At 42.3% G+C, this 25097-nt stretch carries 13 protein-coding genes and 1 pseudogene; 6 read left to right on the top strand and 8 right to left on the bottom strand.

Annotated elements, in window-relative coordinates; all coding sequences use genetic code 11:
• Window positions 1-32: 32 nt before the first annotated feature.
• From DPX34_RS17570 to DPX34_RS17530, 8 genes are all read right to left on the bottom strand, one after another.
• A complete protein-coding gene (locus DPX34_RS17570; RefSeq protein ID WP_111979751.1) occupies window positions 33-1649 on the bottom strand; it encodes a LamG domain-containing protein in 1617 nt (538 codons plus the stop codon).
• Window positions 1646-2242, bottom strand: coding sequence for a sigma-70 family RNA polymerase sigma factor (locus tag DPX34_RS17565; protein WP_232824786.1), 597 nt, complete (start codon window positions 2240-2242; stop codon window positions 1646-1648). The genes DPX34_RS17570 and DPX34_RS17565 overlap by 4 nt, the downstream gene beginning before the upstream one ends.
• A gap of 733 nt (window positions 2243-2975) precedes the next feature.
• Complete coding sequence (locus tag DPX34_RS17555) at window positions 2976-4454, bottom strand: sulfatase (RefSeq protein ID WP_198673744.1); 1479 nt, start codon at window positions 4452-4454, stop codon at window positions 2976-2978.
• Window positions 4455-4522: 68 nt separating this feature from the next.
• The gene (locus tag DPX34_RS17550) at window positions 4523-7228 is read right to left on the bottom strand and encodes a glycoside hydrolase family 2 TIM barrel-domain containing protein (protein ID WP_111979749.1); all 2706 of its coding nucleotides are present in this window, start codon (window positions 7226-7228) and stop codon (window positions 4523-4525) included.
• A gap of 830 nt (window positions 7229-8058) precedes the next feature.
• On the bottom strand, window positions 8059-9510 hold the full coding sequence (locus tag DPX34_RS17545) for a sulfatase family protein (protein ID WP_232824785.1): 1452 nt from the start codon (window positions 9508-9510) through the stop codon (window positions 8059-8061).
• 216 nt (window positions 9511-9726) lie between these two features.
• Window positions 9727-12588 (bottom strand): alpha-L-rhamnosidase, encoded by a 2862-nt coding sequence (locus DPX34_RS17540; RefSeq protein WP_232824784.1) that lies wholly within the window; start codon window positions 12586-12588, stop codon window positions 9727-9729.
• Window positions 12589-12595: 7 nt separating this feature from the next.
• Window positions 12596-13501, bottom strand: coding sequence for a hypothetical protein (locus DPX34_RS17535; protein WP_111979748.1), 906 nt, complete (start codon window positions 13499-13501; stop codon window positions 12596-12598).
• 121 nt (window positions 13502-13622) lie between these two features.
• The gene (locus DPX34_RS17530; RefSeq protein WP_232824783.1) at window positions 13623-17108 is read right to left on the bottom strand and encodes a glycosyl hydrolase; all 3486 of its coding nucleotides are present in this window, start codon (window positions 17106-17108) and stop codon (window positions 13623-13625) included.
• 589 nt (window positions 17109-17697) lie between these two features.
• Here DPX34_RS17530 and DPX34_RS17525 point away from each other — a divergent pair.
• From DPX34_RS17525 to rhaI, 6 genes and pseudogenes are all read left to right on the top strand, one after another.
• Window positions 17698-17880, top strand: a pseudogene (locus DPX34_RS17525) (IS1634 family transposase); the annotation flags it as partial.
• Window positions 17881-18334: 454 nt separating this feature from the next.
• Window positions 18335-19543, top strand: coding sequence for an NAD(P) transhydrogenase subunit alpha (locus DPX34_RS17520; protein ID WP_111979768.1), 1209 nt, complete (start codon window positions 18335-18337; stop codon window positions 19541-19543).
• Window positions 19540-19815, top strand: coding sequence for an NAD(P) transhydrogenase subunit alpha part 2 (locus tag DPX34_RS17515; RefSeq protein WP_111979745.1), 276 nt, complete (start codon window positions 19540-19542; stop codon window positions 19813-19815). The genes DPX34_RS17520 and DPX34_RS17515 overlap by 4 nt, the downstream gene beginning before the upstream one ends.
• An 8-nt stretch (window positions 19816-19823) precedes the next feature.
• Window positions 19824-21194, top strand: coding sequence for an NAD(P)(+) transhydrogenase (Re/Si-specific) subunit beta (locus DPX34_RS17510; protein WP_111979744.1), 1371 nt, complete (start codon window positions 19824-19826; stop codon window positions 21192-21194).
• A gap of 318 nt (window positions 21195-21512) precedes the next feature.
• A complete protein-coding gene (locus tag DPX34_RS17505; RefSeq protein ID WP_111979575.1) occupies window positions 21513-23705 on the top strand; it encodes a bifunctional rhamnulose-1-phosphate aldolase/short-chain dehydrogenase in 2193 nt (730 codons plus the stop codon).
• Window positions 23706-23798: 93 nt separating this feature from the next.
• Window positions 23799-25091 carry an L-rhamnose catabolism isomerase gene (rhaI, locus tag DPX34_RS17500; RefSeq protein WP_111979574.1) on the top strand — a complete coding sequence of 431 codons (1293 nt, stop codon included), beginning with the start codon at window positions 23799-23801 and terminating at the stop codon, window positions 25089-25091.
• The last annotated feature ends 6 nt before the right edge of the window (window positions 25092-25097 follow it).

Genomic DNA, 25097 nt, shown 5'->3' with positions numbered 1-25097 from the left:
ATGTGGCCAAATAGTGTGGCCAAACAAGGCTGTTAGTCAGTAATTAATCGTTGTGGTAAGCCCGTCGTTGGCGATAGTTCATAAATGTTGCTGGGCGCTAAATTAATGCGAGGCCGTTCTGGCAAGGAGATATTATTGGCTGGCGTGTTGGTTGCTAAACCATAATAATTAAAGCCTTGCTTAATATTGTTGATATGCAGATTAAGCATATAACCTGTTAAGGCAAAGTCATAAAAAGCGACTTCATCAATCACACCAAAAAATGCTTCTTTGTGCCAAAATTTTTCTCTTGGGGTATTGCCGATCATCGCAGAGCCCGGACCGCCACTTAACATTTTTGAACCGGCAGGATATTGATAAAAAACTTGTTTTTGGCCATTGATGTAAATGGCTTTTTCGCCTGTTTCTGCATTATAAGTAGCGGCGATATGATGGTAGCCACCATCTGTTAATTCTGCACTACTGATACGACCGTCGCGACCATCTAGCGGCAGCGTTAATAACTCATAACCATGACCTAAAATAAAAACGCCAAAATTTAATTCGGCCTTACCGGCTTCTCGCCGCAAACTTAACTGCAAACGCCCACCATTACTATCTTTGCGAAATAGCTGCTGAACTTCATTCGAAGTATCGGATAATTGTGGTCGCACTAAGGCTTCAATAGTCACCCCGTCAGATGCAGCAAATGAGCCCGTACCTCGCGCCATGCCGCCGCCATTGCCTAGTCCAATACGTGCATTGGCGCTATGATCAAACTTGATTGCACCTTGACCAACAAGACCTTGCGCGCGTATGGCACCGGCCCCCATCACACCATCGGCATTGCCCGAACTATCAATAACACGATCGCTGTTCGTGTTAAAAGACCAAAAATGGTTAGGGCGCCAACGAGCAGGTATTAATACCGTATTTTTGCCACCGGTTACGCGCGGGGCTGGGTATCTTAAATCTACGGTTAGCTCACTACCATTTGAATGCAGCATACCAACGGGGGTATGTATCAGGGTATTTTCATTTGTCGTGGCTTCTAGCTTTAAGATGCCAGTTCTGAGCCTTAGCTCTCGATTATTAAATATTTTAATCAGAGAGTTAGGACCTAGGTGTAAGATATCGCCATCGAGCAATTTTACGGTTGCTTGTTGATCAATGCGATACACCCCGGCCAGCAAAGCATTATCTTGAATATGCCCCTGACCAACAAGCGTCACCTTGCCGTCAATAATATCTGCCACAAATAATGGCGATGGACGCTGAGCAAAGCTCCAAAACAAAGTAGCAACAAAAGCAATCAATACCAGTAGCCATATCAGTATGTTTTTTGGAGAGATATGGCTGTTGTTCTTGTTGCTATCGCTCTCTTTGGGCTGTTGGTGTTCAAGCACTATGTTTGACTGAGCCTCAGGCAATGGCTCATCGGGTTTTAGCACTAATTCTTCGGTTATTCGACGGTACACAAGCGATGTACCTTGCTTAGGCGTAGCGCTTAAGCGAGCATGAACATTGATATAGTCGTAATAAAACTGCTGCGCTTCTACATTACCCTGTAATAATTGCTCAAGTTTTTTCATGAGTTCTGGGGTGGCATTGCCTGAGCAGACAGCATCAGCAATAGCACTTACTTCTGGGAATTGCTCTGGTTGCGTCATGAAGATACCTCTTGTTGCTTTTTGTTGACACAAGCGAGTAACTGAGTGCGTATTTTATGCACAACTTTACGAATGGCATGCACCGACCTACCGGTATTAGTTGCTATTTGTTTAGCGGTTAAGCTTTCTAGATAGAAGCTTTGGTAAACCTCTTTTAGCGGCGCTGATAGCAATGAACGACAATGCTCTAAATGTTGCCACTTCTGCTCTTGGCTGTGGTGATTGCTCTCAAAAACGCTGATGTTGTGGCTGAACTCTTTTAAAAAATCATCACTTAAACCAAGTTGATAGCGCTTGTTGATGCGGCGGCTATTTTCGATGCGATAATAGGCGATAACATTAGCCCATTTTGAAAAATTTGTACCTAGCTCAAATTTGTCAAACTCTTGCCAAAGCGTTAAACAGGTTTCTTGAAAAATATCTTCTACAGCACCGGGCTCACCGACAATGGCATAAATATAAGCGTAAAGCCGGCTTTTATCGGCTTCAAGTAGCTGCTCAAACTGCCTTATTTTGGGTAAGTCAATTTTATTCGGTTCTGTTGTAACCGGCTTTACCCTGCTTGTTGTTGAAACCTTGTTATCTTCAGCCACGACATCAGTTAAATAAAAAATAAAATCAGGTCGGTATTTATAACACAGCGTCGCGTTTAAAACTCGCTAATTATATTTTTACACTTTTTGTCTTTTAATAATATATCGATTAGCTCTGAAGTGTTTGTGCCAACTCATAATGGGGCACAAATGATTTAGAGACACCAGTTTTTAACTTTCTTGCCTCCCTATATTGAACCGCATGACCATGTTGTATAGTCAAAGCGATCGGGTTTTAGGGGCAGGTTTCTAGTTCCAGACGAAACCGAAGTACTTACATCCATGTCAGCAAAGCCGTCAAAGCTACCGCGTCCTGCTCTCGCCCCTTACCTGCATCCATGCAGGCAAGCTTCGAGACGCCATGAGCATATGCTCTACTATGTGATTGGGCCGCCTAAATGGATTTAGGTGTTAGAACGACGCAGGAGCCAAAGTCGAGAGTAAGCGCTGACAATGAACCCTAAAACCTGAACGAGAAGACTATATCAGTCCCCCCAAGCGACTTACCATCAACAATGACATCTGCTGCAATTCTAAAATATTTGCCGCGTGTCATGTTTTGCAACTCGATTAACTTTGCAGCTCTGAGCTTTGATACTGTGATTTTTTTGCAGCTCAGAGTAACGATGATACCCATCTTAAGAAGTATACTTACAACAACCATGAAGCAAACCCATACAGATATAGGTGTTACATACGGTAAAGGTCGCTTACATAGAGATCGAAAAATCTGTTAAAATTTATCCCTTTGTTTCATCTTAGCTTGTAAAGCTTTCATCATTGTCTTAACGAGCTCAGGATGCTCAGCTGCAACATTTTTAGTTTCTTTTTCTTGGCTTGCAAGATCATACAAAGCAACCCCTTTTTTACCCATGTGAGTTAAGCGAAAGTTACCCATGCGTATCGTATGATTGTGTCGCCAGTAGGCGTAGGCGTAGGCGGCATGACCTTGGGCGTTTGGATCATTAAGGGAATCAATAAGTGATTGCCCATGCGGCTGTTCTGGCATTGGTAAGCCCGTTAACTTAGTCAATGTTGGAAAAATATCAGCCGTTTCAACAACTGCGTCCGTACTTTTGCCAGGCTGAGGTATACCAGGGTAAGCAATTAATAACGGCGATTTTAACCCTTCTTCATATAGATTATGCTTGCCCCACATGCCATGCTCACCTAAATTCCAGCCATGGTCGCCCCATAGTACGACAATCGTGTTTTTATCTGCACCGGATGCTTTTAGCGCTTGTAAAATTTTACCGACTTGGGCATCAGCGTAACTCACACAAGCGGCATAATGACGACGAACAGATTCGGCAAAGGCTTCATCGGTGATCGGGTTTTTACCCCAACGGTTATATTTCATGAATTCATTTGAGTTAAACCACGTAGAAGGTCCTTTGGGTTTATTCGGATATGGATTCTCTGGAAATGTTACGCCGTTATATAGGTCGAGATATTTTTTGGGTGCACCAAAGGGGAGATGAGGTTTAATTAACCCTACCGCTAAAAAGAAAGGCTTTTCTGGCTCTTTTGTTAGTTGCTCTAATTGCTTAATCGCCTCGTCAGTGATTAAACCATCAGGGTAGATATTGTCACCCCCTTCAGTCGCTTGAAAAACATCCATATCGGAGGCTTTTTTACGAATTTCACCGTGTGCTAAACCATGCATAGCGCCTTTGGGCGTTTCCCACTCTGCTACCGGCATCAGGCTTTTTGTCCAACCGTCAGGTAATTCTGGTTGTGAGGGATCATTCCAGTTTTTGCCCATGTTGCCACCCGGGTAATGAGAAACTTTACCAACCGCAATGGTGGTATAGCCTTTCGACTTGAACCACGCTGGCATACTGGCGGGGACTTCATCTTTGCTCTTTTTTAATGCTTTTGATCGCGCTTTCAGGGCATCATTACTGGTTGGCCCATAGCGCCCCGTTAATAACGAGTATCGCGAAGGGCCACAACTGGGGGCATTAACATAATGGTTGTAAAACATTCGGCTATTTGCAGCGAGCGCATCAATATTAGGTGAGTGAATATGCGTTGCACCAAATGACTTTAATTCTGGGCGTAAATCGTCAACAGCTATAAATAAAATATTCTTAACGGGCTTTTGGGGATCCGCTGTTACCTCATTAAGCGGTGAGGTGGTACAACCTTGTACCCATAAAATACTGCTTATTAAGGCAAGCGAACTTAAAAGTTTAGTTTTTATCATCATTTCTATTTTCCTTGGTAAAACGCTTAGTTAGCACAGTAGCAAAGCAATCATGGGCCTGTTAGTGTTAGCTATAATTTTTTGTGGATTTCAATGGCATTTAACACCGGCTCACCAACTAATTTTTTGAAATCAACCATAATAAAGCCATCTTCACCTACGGTGACTTCAGATTTTATTTTCACTGCTTGGTATTCACCGTACTGGGCAATAAGGTCAAGTTTATCGATCACCGTTTGTTTATTGATGGCAACAGAGAAAGTCCGGTTAGTGACGCCTTTGATGGTATCGTCTTCATCAGCTAAATCGTATGGTAGATGAGTTGCTTTTGCCCCTTCTAGTTCGGCAAAGTGTAACTTCACTTCATAAATACCGGGTGGTACATGTAGCTTGAACTCTTCGATACCCACTAGCTGTGTTTGGTAAAGCGGGTCTTTAAAAGTGCCATTAATGGGCATTTTAGCGCCATAAGGTTGTTGCACTTTTTTAGCTGGGCGCACGTATGGCTTACCGCCAATATGACCCCATGAACCCTGACTATATACCTTGTTGAGCATCCAAGCGTGATCAAATTGATCATCGTAGAAAAAACGTTGATCGCCTAAGTTCACTGACATGCCGCCTGCAGGGAAGTTAGCGCGCAGATCAAGCGGTAATACATTCACTCGTACTTCAGCAAAATCTTCGCTGTAATCTGTTGTGGTATTAACGGCGCGCAGGCGGTTGATGCCATTAACAAAAGGGACTTGCCATTGTGACCACACGCTATCTATTTTCTTCACGCCTAAGCTTTTACCGTTTAAGAAAAGTTCGATTTCTTTTTGGTTAGAAAATATATCGACCGCCATGGTAGAAATGCCTTTGCCTGGCGCGTCTTCAATATATGAGCGCTGTTTCCAAGTTTTGGCAGCAACGGCGATAAAAGGTTTTTTCAATAACGCGGCTTGGTAATAATAAAAGACATCCTTTGGGGTACGGTCGATACCGATTAAACCTTTATTATTGATACTTTGTACCGCATCAACACGTGATTCAGAGCTAAAATCAGCATAGTTCCAAACATTAGCACCCGCTATCCAAGGAGTATCTTTGAAGAAGTTCAAATAGTGGTTATGGTATTCCACTGCATATTCTTGGCTATAGTCAAAACGTGTCGGCTTAAGCGTGTGTAAACGAGGATCAACACCGACACCATATTCGGTTATTATCATCGGCTTACGTACTTTTTTACGGTAGTTTGCAAGTTTTGGTTTAAGGTTGGTGTACCCGCGACCATACCAGCCATCATAAATATTCCAACCAACAATCATCGGAATGTCCGTCAAACCAGCGGCTTGGTAGCGAGACAAACCAGCGTGGTTAGGGATCATGGTGTAACGGTAAGGGTCTTCTGCACGAGTTAAGTCTTCTAGGTCTTGCGCTAATTCCTTAATATAATCGGTGTATTGTTGATAGCGCTCTTTTTCGCGTTTGTTGTGAAAACGTGGCCGTAGCAATACTTCGTTCATGTAGGCCCAAATGATTAGGCTAGGGTGATTGTAGTTCTGACGAAGCATTTCTAACTGTGCGCTAAGACTGTTTTTGGCGAAGCCTTCAGATTCAGTCACGGTATCGACTACTGGCGTTTCGATAGCGGTCAACATACCTAAGCGGTCAGCCATTTCTAGAATCGAACTGTCTTGCGGATAATGGGCGATACGCAAGAAGTTACTACCCATGGCTTTCATTCTTAACATGTCTTCAACATGAATATGATCGGGTAAGGCATTGCCGATTTTTTCATAATCTTGATGGCGGTTGGTGCCTATGAGCTTTAAGTGTTTACCATTGAGGAAAAAACCTTTATCAACATCAAAATGGAACCAACGGAAGCCTAAAGGGTTAACTGACTGGTCAAGTTGAGTGCCACTTTTAGCATCAAAAATTTCTGCGACCACGCGGTAAAGGTGAGGCGTGTCAGGGCTCCACAATTGCGGGTTAATCACAGGATCCAGTGCTAGATTATATTCACTGGTAACGCCAGCTTTTAACTGAACGATTTTACTTTTTTCAGTTACCAGCTTTTGGTCAGGGCTATATACTTTGGCCAGCACCTTCACTTTTTTAGTGGCAGCTTGGTCATTTTTAATACGTAGTTTAAGGTTTACCTCACCGCTTTGCTCGGAAACTTTTGGCGTGGTAATAAAAACCCCGTTAGCAGCATAATCTTCAATGTTAAAGTGTACTTTATCCGTAACCACCAAATTCACATCTCGGTACATACCACCAAAGAAGGTAAAGTCAGCGTGCAGGGTTGGCCAATCATCGTTATATGAGTTATCGGCTTTTACCACCACATTGAAAGTAGTGAACTCAGAATTTGAGTCAAAGCTAATGTGTGGACTAACCGGTACAACAAACCGGGTAAAGCCACCGATGTGAGTACGAACAAGCTTTTTATTAATATATACTTCGGCTGCGGTCGAGACACCTTCAAAAAATATAAAAACTTGTTTGTTTTTATAGTTAGAAGGAATGCGTACTTCTTTGCTATACCAGCCAGCCCCACGGTAGAAACCTTTTTTTTCGTCAATCACATCTTTATCGTTCCAAGTATGCGGAATATCGACCCGCTCAGCACTATCTAGTTGTGATAACAAAGCGCCAACATTATCGATATCATGACCTTTAATAAATTGCCAAGACTCGTTAATGGTGTAGCGAAGTTGCTTAGCTGCAAAGGCGGGTTGTAAGGCACATAACAATGCGAAGAGTATTCCAATAAGTTTTATTTTCATATTTAAGGCTACTTTGGTTGAATTAAATCGTTCTATCTTTGAATAGGCCTTAAAAGTAAAAATTGATACATTTAATTGTAAAACGTGTATCTCGGTTAACTACTCAGGTAATGGTTTGCCTATTAAATAGACGGTGTTAGGCAGTAACAAATACTGTCAAGAAGCACCGTAAAGCTAACAAGCCTCTCTCTTTTATCTTTAATATAGTCTTCTCGCTCAAGTTTTATGGTTCATTGTCAGCGCTTACTCTCGACTTTGGCTCCTGCGTCGTTCTAACACCTAAATCCATTTAGGCGGCCCAATCACATAGTAGAGCCTATGATCATGGTGTCTCGAAGCTTGCCTGCATGGATGCAGGTAAGGGGCGAGAGCAGGACGCGGTAGCTTTGCCTGCATGGATGCAGGTAAGGGGCGAGAGCAGGACGCGGTAGCTTTGACGGCTTTGCTTACATGGATGTAAGTACTTCGGTTTCGTCTGGAACGAGAAACCTGCCCCTAAAACCCGAGCGCTTTGACTATACATCTAGTCGAATAACCAGCGAAACACACTCGCGTTGCTCTATTTTTCGCCTTCTTGTCTTGCCGCTGACATTTATCATAAAGACTGGATTGATTTTAATAAAAAGGGCGCAAGGATGTTTATGAAGAGGCTAAGGCTAATATTGAAGATCGTATCGTCAATTTACTCTCGTAAATGAGCATGGACGAGAAAACCCGCCAAATGGTTACTTTGTGCGGCTGGGCCGCGTATTAAAAAACGAATACCGAACAGAAGCGCGGAAAACATCGCAGGTCGGTTTTGTCTCCCGCGATGTTTGCTGCCGTACTATTTATTTTTGCAGGATATTACGTTTTTGCAGAGGATACCAGTCAACTAGCTTCTGCGATAAACGTGCAACTATCTCAGGATGTTGCTTAGCTAAGTTTACTTGCTCATACTCGTCGGTTGATACTTTGTATAGGCGTGGACCTTGACGATCGACCTTGTGGTGCTGTTGGTAGCTTTCATTTTTACCATCGTAACTTAGAATAAGCTTCCAGTCACCTTCAATGACCCAGCGGTATAATAAGGTTGATTCCATGTCGTTGATATCGGCCATATCATGGGCAAAACCCTCACCGTATACTTCATTGCGGTCAATTGGTGTTGCATTTTTCATATCGGCAAATAAATTTTTACCTGGTAAGCCCGCAGGCACTTCAAGACCGGCAGCACCTAAAATAGTCGGCACAATATCAATACTACTGACTAACTCAGGGCGCATTTGCGCTTTAAATTGACTTGGTAATGAGAACATAATTGGCGTGCGTACGCCACTTTCACCTGGGCTCTGTTTTGAAAGCGGTAAAAAGCGGTCTGTTTTTTTAGGGTTGGTTACCCAGCCATTGTCTGAAACGTATACGATAAGGGTGTTGTCTTTTACCCCTTTTTTCTCAAGATGCGCAAATAATTCACCGTTGGTTTCGTCAAACCATTCGATCATAGCGTAATATTTGGCCACAGAAATAGCTAAACCTTTATCAGTATATTTCTTTAAAATACGTTCAGGTGGGGTGTGTGGCGAATGCGGCATAAACGGCGCGTACCATACTAAAAAGGGTTTTTCAGCGGAAACCGCTTCATCAATAAAGTGAGTCACGGGGGCTAAGCCAGTACGGCCAATTTTTAAACCATCATCACCATGACGACCACGGCCTTTAGGGTGGTTACCAAAACCTTTGGTCATACCTTGGTCAAAACCACCACGTTTAAAGCTGCCTTCCCACCATTTACCGGATTGGTGTGAAACATAACCTTTTGTTCTTAATAGTTCAGGTAAGGTATCTAATTTATCAACTTTGTTGATGATTTGTGCGCGTAATTCTTTGTATTTTTCTCCTTTTTTACCACCAGGCACTTTTTTCGATGGGCCGTTACCGGTAATGCCATGCTGCGAAGCATAAAGGCCCGTCGCTATAGTTGCCAATGATGGGCGACAAAGTGACGTAGGCACGTAAGCACGCTTAAAAGTCACCCCCTCATTCGCTAGCTTGTCTAACGCCGGCGTTTTTACAATATCATGGCCCATAAAGCCATAATCACTCCATGCGTGATCGTCAGATAATATGAGTAATATATTGGGCGGCGTTTCGTTTACAGTTGTAGACTCTACTTTATCCGTATTTATTGAATGAGTTGAACAAGCAGATGTTAATGCTAACAGCGATGTGCACATTGCTGCGGTTATTATTTTTCGAGTTTTGAATACTTTGAAGAAAGTGTTGAGTTTACGTTGTATCATTTTATTCCTTATGAGTTGGTTAATTGCTTATTGATGTCGTTTGCTTCACTTTTAGATCAGCTTCGGTTTCAAATTCTATCTTTATACCCATGCTACTTTTAGATGCATGTTTCAGAGCTGTCGCAGTGCTTTTAATACAGTGCGTGTTGATGAGGATAAAAAACATTTATGCCTTGATACTCTTCATTGGTTTATTTTTAATTTGTTTGCATTTACTTACAATATTCCGTTAACCGTACCGCTAAGATGATAAACACCTGGTGCTTGTTTCGTCATCGTCTGCTTTCTCAACACTTCATCTGATGGCACTTCTACACCGTTCATAGTTAACTGCGATACTTGTGGCAATATAAAATTGGCACGGCTGTTTTTAGGGATCGTGACGTTCATATCAAGTGTTCCGTCTGTAATTCTCCAGCTCACTTTCACTTCACCTTGAGGTGTTTTGTAACTGCCCGATGCATTTTTTAACCGATGATTAAATTGCGGTGCGATGTTAATGTTTTTAAAGCCAGCACTTGCGGCATTAATTCCTAAAATGCCTTCATAGAACCATTTAGCGACTGCGCCATAAGCATAATGGTTGAGTGAGTTCATTGATTCTTGACTAAAACCGTCTTCAAGTGAGTATGAATTCCAGCGTTCCCAAGTGGTGGTCGCGCCATTGTTAATAGAATAGAACCATGAGGGGTAGGTTTCTTTGAACAATACATCAAACATGAGATCGCTGCGGCCAATCTTTTGTAATACCGGCGCCAATAAAGGCGTACCAAGAAAACCCGTACCTAAATGTTTATCGGTGGCTTCAATGGTATCAATTAAATGTTGCTGCGCATTGATCAGGTCTTGACCTTCAAATAAATCAAAAGCGAGTGGTAACAGGTAACTGGTTTGAGTTGACGCACTTTTTACCTTGGTATTTTCATCGTAAAACTTATTGCGAAAGGCCTGTTTTACTTTATTTAATGTCTGGGTATAGGCTGAAGCGTCATTATCATAACCGAGTACCTTGGCGATTTTTGCAGCATAATCTAATGATCGTGCATAGTAGGCAGTCGAGATAAGGTTCTGTGGTGTTTGACCTTTTTTAGCATGAGGTTGCAACCAATCTTTAAAGCCACGCAGGCTTGACGTGTATTGCTCTGACTTAGATTTGTGAAAATCAAGCCAACGTTTGATCATGTCATAGTTGTCTTGTAAAAATTGTTTATCGCCGTTTAATAAATAAAGCTCCCAAGGAATGATCACGGCAACATCACCCCAACCAGCAGAGGCTAGTTTGCCAAAACCATGTCCTTTGGTTGGTACAAAGTTAGGCACACCGCCATCGGTGTTTTGTTCTTCACGAACCGATTGTAACCATGCTGCCCAAAAGCCATAAACATCAGCCATGTACATTGACGGCGCGGCAAAAACTTGAGCATCACCAGTCCAACCTAAACGTTCATCACGCTGCGGGCAATCGGTTGGAATATCTAAAAAGTTACCTCGTAAGCCCCAAACTACATTTTCAGCGAGTTTGTTTAACTTGGCATGAGAGCTTTTAAAGTTCGCATTTACATCAAAGTTAGAATGTAATACACGACCTTTAACCCAACTTAAGTCTGGCGTTTGAGATTGATCAAACCCGGAGACTTCAACATATCGATAACCATGAAAAGTAAACGTAGGTACATAGTTGATGGTGCCTGATTTAGCAGGGGTATAATAATCAGTGGCTTTGGCGGTACGTAAGTTTTTGGTATAAAAGGTGTTTTTATGTAAGGCTTCCGCAAAACGAAACGTCATTTTTTGATTAGCGATGCCGGGTACAGCTAACTCAGGCACACCTAACATATTTTGCCCCATATCAAATACCACAACACCCGGTTTTGGATTAGCAACATCAACAATATTAACTGCTGGTATAGTTAATTTTACGGCTGATGTTTGATGACGTTTCGGCGCTAACGCTACTTGAGGCTCAAGTGCTTCGGTGATCACCGAATTCCAGTTGTTCGGGGTAAAGTTAACGGTATTCCAACCCGGCATTTCATAATTTTCATCATACGTTTCGCCATCATAATTACCAGCAACACGAATCGGGCCATTCAAGGTCACTTGCCAGTTTTTATCTGTTGTTACCTGTTGTGTTGTGCCATCGCTATAGCTAATTTCAAGCTGTGCTAACAAGGCTGAAGGTTTAACTTTTAGTGGTCTTAACTTTAAATAACGCCCGGTATGCCAGCCCTCAGCGACAGTGGCGGCGAGCACGTTTTCGCCTGAGCGGATCAATGCAGTCACATCATAAGTTAAGGTTTCTATACGCTGCTTATAGGGGGTCCAGCCTGGGGTCATCACATCTTGCGATACTTTCTGGCCATTAACGTAAGCGTTAAAAATACCTTTTGAAGTAATGTATAAACGAGCTTGTTTGATGCTTGGTTTAACTGCTGTGGTTTCTAACGCAGTATTGTTTGGGGTAGTAAAAGAGCGTCTTAAATATTGTGGGCGATAAACGTTATTTTTAGCTTTGATGGTGATGTCTTTCTTCTTGTGGTAAAAGTCAAAGTCGAAGGTTTCACCCGTTTCTGGATGACGGATCCACTGACCTTGCCAATCCACATTGGACAATAAACCTAATTCTATCGAGCCTATTTCACTCCACGCTGACACTTTGTCTTGTTCATCCCAAATACGTACTCGCCAATATACTTGTTGCCGTGAAGACAATGGCGTGCCTTGATATTTAATCCAAGCGTTTTGGTTTGAAACTTGTTTTTGACTATCCCATAAATCTGCAGCGGCAATGTTAGTTGCACTCGAAGCGGCCTGAATTTGATAAGCCTGTTGGAATTGATAAGGCGCATCTGGCGCGATTTGCCAAGAAAAACGCGGTTGTTTTTCATAATAACCAACAGGGTTAACAAAACCTTCGCCGACTTTTAAGGCTACAGGTGCAGTATTATTGGTGTTGGAGTTAGTAAACGAGCAGGCGCTTATTAAACACATTAGGCCTAATAGCCATAACGGCTTAACTTTACTGCTTATTTTTTGGGTAAAAATCTTTTTTATCATGCCAGTCAAAGCGTTCATCATTTTGTCCCTATTTCATCGTCGCGCCGGTCACTAAAACGATGATATCGTCTGGTACCTCTGATCGGCCGACATAAATACCCCAGCGAAAACCTATTGCTTTTGTTCGGAGCCATTGTCCAGTACCTACCGATTGACCATCGATAAACATTTCGTAATCTAAACCATCGTCTATAACTTTCATGTCAAAGGGGCGGCCGATAGCATTCGCGGCAATTAATCGTCGTTTCGATAAATCTTCGCGAGGATAAAACCATAATGCACCATCACTATCGACTCGTAACATCACCGACCAATGGTCGACGTTATTGCCTTTGGCTTGGAAAATTGAACAATAGTGCGGGGCGACACAACCGCCCGACTTTAATACGGTAAAACGCGCGCCAAATTCTCGCACTACATCCTGCTGCGGTAACCAGCGTTGAGTAGGGATAAAAGTTTCTACCCGAGCGGCATTTTTGCGTTTATTGGAGGTGTTGACCTCGCCTTTAAATAACCGAAATATTTGGGTGTTACCGTCTTCTTGGTACCAGCGAGACCATTTCGGGAAGTCAGCGCTGTCTAATGCCGCATTGCCTAAGGTATGCAAGCGCATACCCCTTTTCACCGCATCAATAGGGTTATGAGCATACGCGCCGGTTTCAATCAGTTGATTATTTATATCAACGTTTGCCCCTAACGACCCATGGCTCGTTGGCGTGGCTAATGGTTTTAAGTCATCCGTTTGCAATAATTGTGACCATGGCTGATCTTCGCCTTGTTGCTGATACAACGTTTGAAACGGGTAAGCTTGGCTGTTAATTTTATCATCGAGCGTTTTAGCACTGTCTGGCGATAACGTGGTAGAGCAAGCATTAATGAGAGCGCAACTTAAGAGCAATATCGCTGTGGTTGCTGTTTTATTGAGGTAATGCATTAGGATTATTTTCCTGAAAAAGTAGATGTTAATGGTTTCACTTGTTTTTTATGGTGAAAAACAGGATAACCAACAGCGTCACTTGCGCCCAAATAGTGGTTATCCTGCTTATTTTAGGTGGTTATAGCTTCACCTGACGAATCGCTTTAAGTTGCACCGGCCCGATTAACCCCGAACGCTGTAGTGCGGCATTTTTCTTGACGGTTCCCTCAAAGGTAATGTCGGTATTGAAGCTTTTAGCTTTGTTGCTTTCTGGGAATTGCTCCGGATATTTTAAATCACCAATAATACGGTTTAACCAAGTCGTTGCTACTTCAACGGTTAAGGTATTGTTGCCAGCTTTTACCGCGTCTTTGATGTTGACCGTTAGTGGTCTGCTCCATAACTCACCTAAGTCTTGGCCATTCACGGTCACACGTGCAATCACCCCAACTTCACCTAAATCTAGTTGCAATTGCTGATCGTCACGCAACCATGCGGAGTCAATAGTGAAGGTAGTTTGGTACTTAATGCTACCCGAATAATGTTGCAACGCGGTCGGTTTCAGCTCAGTTAACGAGGTTAACTTATCTAAGGTTAAGCTGGTTGGCACATCACGATTATCTTGCAAAGTGAGTTGCCAAGGTTGATGTAACGTCATCGCCGCGGGTAAATCATTAACTTCTGCAGTTTGTGTGCTGCCATCGTGATTGGTCAGCTGATACGCACCATTTTTATCAAAATTGATAACGCGCTTGCCTTGTTGGTCAAATTTCGCTGGTACCCACACGGTTTGGCCGTTGCGCTCAATCGTATGAATATTAGCGGTTTGCATGGCTTGCGCTGATGGCTGTTTTTCAAAAACAATAAAACGTGATTCGAAATCATTTAATTGCATTGGGATCTCAATGCGACCATCGACGTTTTTAAACTGTGCAATGGCAGAAATCTCACCGGTGACCGCATTAAAATACTGCGGTTGCGGGTTTTGCTGTGCCGTCATGCGGAAGCTTGGATTAATATTAAGTTTTTGCTCAGACTGATTGGCGATAAAATAAATATCATGGGTCGTGCTACTGCGATGACCCCAAATCACTTCAGCCGGTAAACCACTTAAATCTGCAGGTGTGTTTATTTGGTTTAATAACACGGCTAAATCAAATGTTTGTCCCTCTGGTGTGTGCTGATAATGCATCGAGCCTTGGCCATAACGAGCTTGAGTAACCTGCTTACCATCTATGTTCTGCCATAGTTGTTGTGCCAATTGTTGCACTTGCTGATCGCTTGTTGGGAAATTTTCTAAACTCGGTGACTGCAAAGGTTTAGGACCATACACTGTGCCACCTTGTTGAACCAATTTGGCGATTTTTGCCAATACCGCAGGACGCATCGTTTCCAAATTTGGTAATACTAATAGTTTAAAACGCATGCCATCTGGAAGTTGGTAATAACCATCCTTAAAGCTTAAACGCTCTAAAATGACTTCAGCATTGATAAAGTCATAGGAGTAGCCGGCAGGCAAGGCTGGGTTCATTTCACCCGTCATTTTTGGCGCATCTTCACCAATAAAATACATGATATCAGCAACATATTTGCCTTGTTGCATCATGTAGTTGGCGCGTTTGATGTAGTCTAACCAACTACCCATATAATCGAACCATGTATTGTTGCGATTAAACTCTGAACCAAACCACGCATTAACGCCCGGGAAACGGTTATCGTAAGCTTGGTGAATGTACACATGTAATAAAGTGTGATTGACCCCTTCAACAAATGACCAATCACCGCGCTTTTTAAAGTCCCACGGGTGGCTTTGGAAGCTGTTGCTGCGACCAGAGGTGAATGACTCAGACATCACGGTTTTTTGGCCATAAATATGCGCAGCTGATGAAGCTGCTTTTAGCTCAATCGCCCCTAAGTTACCCGTTGCCCAGAATTCACCACTGACGATATCGGCTTGACCACCATATTGCAGAAACTCAGCCGGAAAACCCCAGTGGCCATAATTTTCTAACCATAGTTTTAAACCGTTAGCATTGGCGCGTTCACGTAAACCAGCGGTATATTCGTAGGCGACATTGTCGGCGACTAAACGTCGTACGTCCCATAAAAAACGCTCGCTTTTTTCTACACTGTTGACGACGCGACCACTATAAACGGGCATGTACGGAATGGGATCGTAACCATAACGTTGTTCAAATTTCTCAGCAAAACCATCGGTCCAGTTTTGCGCGCCTTTTTCATAACTATCGATGACGGCATATTTTAATGCGGTGCGATCTTCAGCGGGCATTGAGGATAAAAATTTGCCAATGTATGCATCGAAATGATATTGGGCAATTTTTTTACTTTGTTTATCAATTTCTGGTCCGCGAGCCAAGCCAGCTGAAGGGCCATTCTCAGTGCCTGTTGGACGCATAAAATAACGGACAATAGTCCAATCGCCCGCTGGAACTTGCCAATTCAGCTGGCCATTTTTGACATGTTTAGTGATGTCTATCACTTCATCAGCATTAACTAATAACTGCGGATCGTCAGTGGTTGTTGGCATTGGCCATTGATACGAGTCAAATTTTGGCATGGGATTAGGGAATACTTTTGCCAATTTTTTCTCTACATAACGTTCAAGCTTATAAGCTTTGGATAATACGATGTCTTTAAATCCAACCGGATCAGTTGGTTTGTCATTACGCCAACGATTAAAACCATTAAAAGTAATACGGAAGTGCTTGGCATCAACCGCAGGAAAAGTCACAACAATTGGCGCGTCATGGTCAGGGCCAATCGCCGCCATATTACGCGGACGTTGCATTTGGAAGGTTTTAATCGCTTCAAATTCACCGGCTTTATTTTTAGCCGATAACGTCACGGTTGTTTGCAACGTTTTATACGGATAGATTTCTAAACTACGGGCTTGGAATGACGTTGGATGCACCAGATCTATTTGCAACTGGCCTTTACTGCGAGAACCTCTGCGTTGATATTCGAGCACTTCTTGCGGCACGGTATAAACGCTATTACGATCGCCATCAAACAAGGCATTAACCGCTTGGTCTTTTAATACAAGATTAGTGACCGGGTTGGTAATGCTTATTTGGCTATTGGCCGGGGTCAGTTTGTCTTTTTCATAAACAGGGGTTTTAAAAGCCAAAATGCGAACGTCTTGATAAAAATCCGCACTATAACTTTTAAGACCTTTGGCTTCTGGTGCATTTAATACCATATTGAGTTGTTTAGGGCCTGCGACCTGATGTTCGTTCGAGTCTAAATAACGCATTGATTTATCTAAGTCGACCCAAGGACCGCCTGATTGACTCCAACCTGGAGAGTTAAATAAACCGATATCGATGTTGTAGTCTGCAGCTTTATTAATTGCAAAACGTACATGATCCCACCAAGGTTCGGTTAAGGCTTTGACATCACCTTGTTTACCTTTGAGATGAATAATGCCAATAAGTGCCGTGTTAATACCCGCTTTTTGCATCGCAGCTAAGTCTTTTCCAATGCCAACTTTAGAAATATTGTCACTAACCCAATACCAATAGACCCAAGGTTTTACCGCTTCAGGTGGGGTTTTAAAGTTCGCTTTTAGCGCTGATGAAGGCGCGTGGTAGAACGATTCTGGCATAGGGCTTTTAGGTGTGTGTAGTGTAGCCGTTATGTTATTGTGTTCCGTTGCCGCACTAGCTGAATTTTGCTCATGACTGTTATCACAACTGGTAAGTGTTAATACCGAAAGGCTAGTCCATAAAATAGCCTGCGCACATATTCTATTGATGTATCTATTGAACTTATTTAAGCCCTGTATAGAAAAGCATTGCCTCAGAGTTATGGGGCGTGTTAACAAACATCGCATGGATTGCTCTACTCCTAAAATGGTTTGCATTTTTCAAAAAAATTAATATTAGTAAGAAGAGGCCGAAATCACGATTATTGATACCCCCACCCATGACAAAAGAGTTAATGCATTGATTTAACAACGAATAAAAATAATATTCTGATATAAATACACCGATGATTTGGATTGTTGTCGTGCACTTAGATGTGAAAAATGGTGCGGTGTGTCAGCTGTACGTCTCCCGCTGACCAATAAGCAGTCACCTCAAAAAAGGTGATTATTTGTCATAGGTGTGGTTTACCGGACGGGCACTGAATTTTGCTCACAAAAGACTAAGAGTGTATTTACGTTAACTTGATGTATGTAATCCCCCCTCGATTTTAACGTGTTTGAGAATGGTGATAGTGGCGCTTGGCTTGAATCTAATTATGGTCAAGTGAAGCAACGTTGGTTACTCATCGGTAGTGAACAAGCGAAAATGCGAGAGCAACATACGCTAGACAAGCGCATGCTCACAGAGTCAACTACCGCGATGAAGCCATTTAAAAACCTCAGTCGTCAAGATCGAAGAGAGGAACCGTATTATCATTAATTGCATGGGCAGCATCTATCAAAAAATTTATTCCTAAAAATGCTGCGGAATGTCGGTTCGATCTAACTTTCAACCATTTAACAATTCAACCGACAAGATTCGCTCCTTTTTATGGTTAATAAATAATCGCCTTTCTCTAATATCATTATTTCGTAATCTTTAATGGTCATAATAAGTCTTATGTTGTCATTTGTAGTCTTTGTATGTATGATTGCGCGCTGCTCAAATAACTTGCTTGTTTTTAATACGAATTAGCAATTTATAAATCAAGTTGTTTAGACGCACCTAATTATTTATGACAAAGGGTTGCACGATGAGGTGCTAACCGTTTAGTGGCATTTACAAAGTATTCATTTTTGTAAATGTAAATTGACAATGAGGCACCCAGGTTGCCTTGTTTTTATCAACCAACCGTATAGGAATCATTATGTTTATAGCGTTTCCCAAAGAAGGGATTGTGGGTGAAAAGCGTTGTGCGCTTTTGCCTAGTAATGTGAAGGCATATCGCTTGATGGGTGTCGAAGTTTGCGTCGAAGCTGGACTTGGTGCTTTTATTAATACCAGTGATGCTGCATATATCGAAGCCGGTGCAAAAGTTATTTCTGATCGAAAAGAATTACTTCAATCAGCCAATATCGTTGTCACTATTGGTAAGTTACCTCAGTCGGATTTGTCGCTTGTTAAAGGTAAAAGCGTCATTAGCTTTTTAGACCCCTTTAACGATCAACCTTATGTTACCGCCTTGTGTGAAAACGAAGTGACGGCTTTCAGCATGGAGATGATCCCAAGGTCAACGCGTTGTCAAAAAATGGATGCGTTGAGTTCACAAGCGAGTTTGGCTGGTTACGTTATGGTTGCTAAAGCGATGAATGAATTGCCGACTATTTTTCCGATGATGATGACTGCCGCTGGTACGATCAAACCGGCTAAAGTATTTGTTATTGGTGCGGGTGTCGCTGGTTTACAAGCCATCGCAACGGCTAAACGTTTAGGTGCGGCTGTTACTGCGTTTGATACCCGAACTGAAGTTGCTGATCAAGTTAAGTCGTTAGGCGCAAAATTTTTAGAAATTGATTTAGGTAATACAGGACAAACTGAGCAGGGTTATGCACAAGCTTTGACACCTGAGCAAGTTAAAATTCAACAAGATGCGCAAGCAAAATGCATTACTGAATCGGATATTGTGATCACAACGGCGCAATTATTTGGTCGTAAACCACCCCGTTTAATTAATCGTGAAACCGTTGAATTAATGAAACCTGGCTCGGTGATTGTTGATATGGCTGCCGAAAGTGGTGGCAATGTTGAAGGTACAATTGCAGGTGAAATAACACAGTTTAATGGTGTCAAACTAATTGGTACCGGTAATTGGGCTGGCGAAGTCGCTTTAAATGCATCACAAATGTATGCCAACAATGTGTTTAATTTAATTAGTGAGTTTTGGCAAAAAGAAGCCAAACACTTTGAGATTAATCTTGAAGATGATATTCAAGAACGAGCGGTTATTACGCATGCGGGCGTTATATCAAATGAAACGATCCGTGCACTTTATCCAAATGTAGGCGCAACAAGCCATACTAAAGCGGCTCATAAACAAGCCGAAGCCGAAACTGAATTGGAAGCTGTATCATGATAGCGAGTTACCTTTTATTTATTCTTGTTCTTTCTGTATTTGTTGGTTTTGAATTAATTCGAAAAGTACCCGCAACGCTTCATACCCCATTAATGTCAGGTGCTAATGCTATCTCAGGTATTACGGTGATTGGTGCTTTAGCGTTAGCCGGTGGTGAACAAACTGAATTAGCGACTTGGTTAGGCGCTGCTTCTGTTTTATTAGCAACAATCAACGTTGTAGGTGGATATATGGTGACCGACCGTATGTTAGCCATGTTTAAAAGTCGCTAGGGGTTAATATGTTTGATTATTCAGTTTTGATAAATTTTGTTTATGTGCTGGCTGCCACCTTATTTATATTTGGTTTGAAATTATTAGGTCATCCTGCAACCGCGCGTAAAGGTAACCTGTTATCGTCAGTCGCGATGTTAATTGCTGTGGTTATTACACTGTTCAGCAAAGAGATTATTTCGTTTGAACTCATCATTGCCAGTATTGTTGTTGGTTCACTCATTGGGCTTTATGCCGCGAAAAAAGTTGAAATGACATCGATGCCAGAATTAGTTTCTTTGTTTAATGGTATCGGGGGTTTAGCTAGCTTAGCGGTTGCTTATGCAACGATCGCAAGTGATCAAACGTTATCGACTTTCGTTATTATTGTTAGCTTTATCGCTTTATTAATTGGTGCAATCACGTTCTCGGGTAGTGTTATTGCTTGGGCAAAATTAAGTGAACGTATCATTGGGCGTCCCATCGTATTTAAAGGGCAGGTTGTTACTAATATTGCCGTGGTGATCGCGATTGTATTATGTGGTGTTTCGTTAGTTAATAACCCGACCGACAGTACCATTCCTTATATTGCACTGGGTTTAGCTATCGTGATGGGGGTATTAATTGTACTTCCAATTGGCGGTGCTGATATGCCAGTGGTGATCTCGTTGCTAAACAGTTATTCAGGTTTAGCGGCTTGTGCTGCGGGTTTTGCATTAAGCAACAACCTACTAATCGTGGCTGGTGCTTTAGTCGGGGCGAGCGGTATCATTTTAACTAACATTATGTGTAAAGCGATGAATCGTTCATTAGTTAATGTTTTAACATCAGGTTTTCAGCCTGTTGTCACAAACGACATTAAAATTGAAGGCGAGATCAAACCGTTATCAGCTGAAGATGCATACTATGTATTAGAAGCGGCACAAAATGTATTAGTAATACCAGGTTACGGTATGGCGGTTGCACAAGCGCAACACGTGATGAAAGAGCTACAAGAGTTATTAGAAAATAATGGCGCTGAAGTCGGTTATGCTATTCATCCTGTCGCCGGTCGTATGCCGGGTCACATGAATGTATTATTGGCCGAAGCCGATGTGTCGTATGAGCAGTTATTTGAGATGGATGAAGTTAATCCTCGAATAGAAGCTTATGATGTCGCGATTGTTATTGGTGCAAATGATGTTGTTAACCCCGCTGCACGTGAATTAAAAGGTAGCCCTATTTACGGTATGCCTGTCATTAATGCTGATTTAGCCAAAAATGTATTTGTTTTAAAACGGGGTATGTCTTCAGGTTTTGCTGGGGTTGATAATCCGTTGTTCTTTAAACAAAATTGCCGCATGATTTTTGGTGATGCTAAAGAAACATTAAGCAATTTAGTTAGACAATTTGCTGACTAAATTTAATTATCACTTAATTGTGAACTCCCTGTTCATGCTCATTAATGACTGCTAAGTCAATATTAATGAGCATGAATGTTTTAAACCTCTTGTTAACATCATTTTTATTTCTTTTTAGCTGTCTGTTGTTCAATTAGACTGCAAGCCCCGTTATAACTGGTTTTTACGTTTTTTAATAATGTTATTCCTTAAATGTACTTTTGTTAAATAATTGATTGAAAATGATTGCAATAGCTTGACTGTGTGTTGTTTGTGGGTATTATTGGTTAATAACACACGAATCGTAAATCATATTTTTTCAAAGTGGAGACCGGACTAATGCCGATCAAAAAAAATGAATTTCGCCATGTTGATTACAACTGGGATGATGCTGTTGCGGATACGTTATCGCCAATCGAAAGTTTAGTTTATCGTTCTAATGTTTTAGGTGCAGACCAACGCATTACGAATACGGGCGGCGGTAACACGTCAGCCAAGCTTATCGAGAAGGACCCATTAACGGGTGAAGACGTTGAAGTATTATGGGTAAAAGGCTCTGGCGGTGATTTACGCACATCAAAAGTCGAGAATTTCTCATCATTATATCAAGGTAAATTAAACGCCTTAGATGCGACTTACCAAGCGCGTGATGACAAAGGTTATAAGCAAGCAGGCGAAGATGCGATGATTGGCATGTATAAGCACTGTAACTTTTGCTTAAACCCACGTGCTTCGTCAATTGATACCCCATTACATTCAATGATTGCTGAAAAGCACGTTGACCATTTACACCCTAATGCGGTTATTGCAATCGCGTCATGTAAAGACCAAGAAGCCTTAACCGAAGTGGTTTGGGGCGGCAAGATGGCTTACGTACCGTGGATGCGTCCGGGTTGGGAAGCGGCTAAGGTGTGTGAAGACGCCTATGCAGCGAAGCCAGACAGTATTGGTATTTTATTAGGTCAGCACGGCCATACCAACTGGGAATCAGAAAGTAAAAGTTGTTACGAAACCTCGTTATGGGTGATTGAAACGGCAGCTCGCTATATTGAAGAGCACGACAAAGGCGATATGACCTTTGGTGGTGCAAAAGTTGAAAGTTTACCAGAAGACGCGCGTACTGAATTATTAGCTAAATTTTTACCGGTAGCCCGTGGTATTTTATCAAATAAAGTTAAATTTATTGGTACGGTGCAATCAGATGAAAATGCATTACGTTTTGTTAACAGCGTTGATGCACCGCGTTTAGCGAAGTTAGGCACGTCATGTCCTGACCATTTCTTACGCACTAAAATCCAACCGCTTTACATTGATTTCGACCCGAAAAACGACAGCTTTGACACCTTAGTTGAAAAGCTTAATGCGGGTATCGAGCAATATCGTGTTGAATATGCTGAATATTACAACAACTGTAAGCGTGATGATTCACCGGCTATGCGTGACCCAAGCCCAACGGTTATCTTAATCCCAGGTGTGGGTATTATTGGTTGGGGTAAAAACAAATCAGAATCACGTGTAACCACTGAATTTTATAACTGTGCGATAGAAGTGATGCGTGGTGCAGAAGCGATTAGCGAATACACGGCGTTACCACAGCAAGAAGCGTTTGATATTGAATATTGGGCGCTTGAAGAAGCTAAATTACAGCGTATGCCAAAAGAAGCGCCATTAGCGCGTGACGTGGTTGTGGTTGTCGGTGCAGGTGATGGTATCGGTAAAGAAACCGCATTCCGTGTTGCCAAAGAAGGCGCACATGTGGTTTGTGCTGATTTACGTTTTGAAGCGGCACAAGCAACGGCAGATGAATTAACGGCCATTTATGGTCAAGGTATCGGTGTTGCCGGTACGGGTATTTCGGGTTGTGGTCCAGCGATTGCGCAAGCGGTAAATATTACCGAGCGTGATAGCGTGCAAAAAATGTTTGAGCAAGTGACCTTAGCTTATGGTGGTATTGATAAAGTGATTGTCACGGCGGGTGTTTTCCTTGCGCCGGGTCAATCGGGTATGAGTGACGACCAGCAATTTGATGTGAGCTTTGCGGTTAATGTTAAAGGCGGTTATATCGTTGGCACCGAAGCTAACAAGATATGGCAAGCGCAAAACTTACCGGGTGCGTTAGTGTTAACAACGAGTGTTAATGCGGCGGTTTCTAAGAAAGGTTCATTGGCTTATGACACCAGTAAAGCGGCCGCTAACCACTTAGTGCGTGAATTAGCGGTTGAATTGTCACCGTTAGTGAACGTGAATGGTTTAGCACCCGCGACCGTTGTTAAAGGCAGCACCATGTTCCCACGTGACCGTGTGATAGCGTCATTAACTAAGTACAACGTTGAATTTACTGCGGATGATTCAGATGATGAATTACGCGATAAGTTAGCGATGTTCTATGCTCAACGTACATTAACCAAACAACCGATAACCCCGGCCGACCAAGCGGAAGCGGCTTACTTAATGGTTTCAGGTCAGTTAAGCAAAACGACAGGCCAAATCATTAGTGTAGACGGTGGTTTACACGAAGCGTTTTTACGCTAAGCCGTTTTTACCCGAGTGATGTTCACGGCACGCTAAAAAGCGAGCAGAGCCTGACTTGGGTAAACAAGACAACCGATATTAGGAAACATAAAAATGACTCAACGTATAGATAAAGGCCTAATTGCAGAAGAAAATGCAAAATTAGAAGGCTTCTTAAAAGAAGATTACGCGGCTTTAGGTGCAAAATTAGCGCGTGAAAACATCAATATTGACGACATCACGGCCAAAGCGGAAACGTTTCAAATTGCGGTACCGTCATGGGGCACTGGCACCGGCGGCACACGTTTTGCCCGTTTTCCAGGTGAAGGCGAGCCACGCAATATTTGGGAAAAACTAGAAGACAGCGCGGTTATTAATGATTTATCGCAATGTACCGAGCGCGTATCACCGCATTTTCCGTGGGATAAAGTGGATGACTTTAGCGAACTTAAGCAAACGTCAGATAACTTAAACCTAAAATGGGATTCGATTAACTCGAATACATTCCAAGACCAACCGGGTCAAGAGCATAGCTTTAAATACGGTAGTTTAAGTAACACCAGCCAAGCTTCACGTGATTTAGCGATACAACACAACTTAGATTGTATTGAATACGGTAAAGCATTGGATTCAAAAACGTTAACGGTTTGGGTTGGCGATGGTTCAAATCATCCGGGACAACAGCATTTCCAAGGCGCGTTTGAGCGTTACTTAGAAAGCATGAAAAAAATCTATGCGGGTTTACCGAGTGATTGGGAACTGCATATCGAACATAAAATGTTTGAGCCGGCGTTCTACTCAACGATTATTCAAGATTGGGGCAGCAACATCTTAGCGGCGATGGAATTAGGTCCACAAGCTAAATCATTAGTTGATTTAGGCCATCACGCGCCAAACGTGAACATTGAAATGATAGTGTCGCGTTTAATACAATTTAAGAAATTAGGTGGTTTCCACTTCAATGACTCTAAATATGGCGATGATGATTTAGACAGCGGTAGTTTACACCCGTATCAACAGTTCTTAATTTTTAATGAATTAGTGGATGCAGAATACCGTAACCAAGAAGGTTTTGGCCCGAACTACATGTTGGACCAATCACACAATGTGACAGACCCAATAGAAAGTTTAGTTAATTCAGCGGCGAGCGTACAACGTTCATACGTATCGGCTTTGATAGTAGACCGTGAGAAATTAACAGGTTACCAAACTGAAAACGATGCCTTGATGTGTAGCAATACATTGAAGCATGCGTTTACGACAGATGTATCGCCTATTTTAGCGATGGCGCGTTTACGCAAAGGTGGAGCGATAGACCCAATCGCGGTTTACCGTAAATCAGGTTACCGAGCGCAAGCGGGCGTTGAGCGTCCTAACAGTGGCGGCAACGGTTCGGGTATTGTTTAAGCTCGA

It is taken from the genome of Algibacillus agarilyticus, assembly GCF_003286125.1.
GTDB lineage: Bacteria > Pseudomonadota > Gammaproteobacteria > Enterobacterales > Alteromonadaceae > Algibacillus > Algibacillus agarilyticus.
Note: the sequence above shows the minus strand (reverse complement) of the source record. Positions and strands in the feature narration are given on the sequence as shown.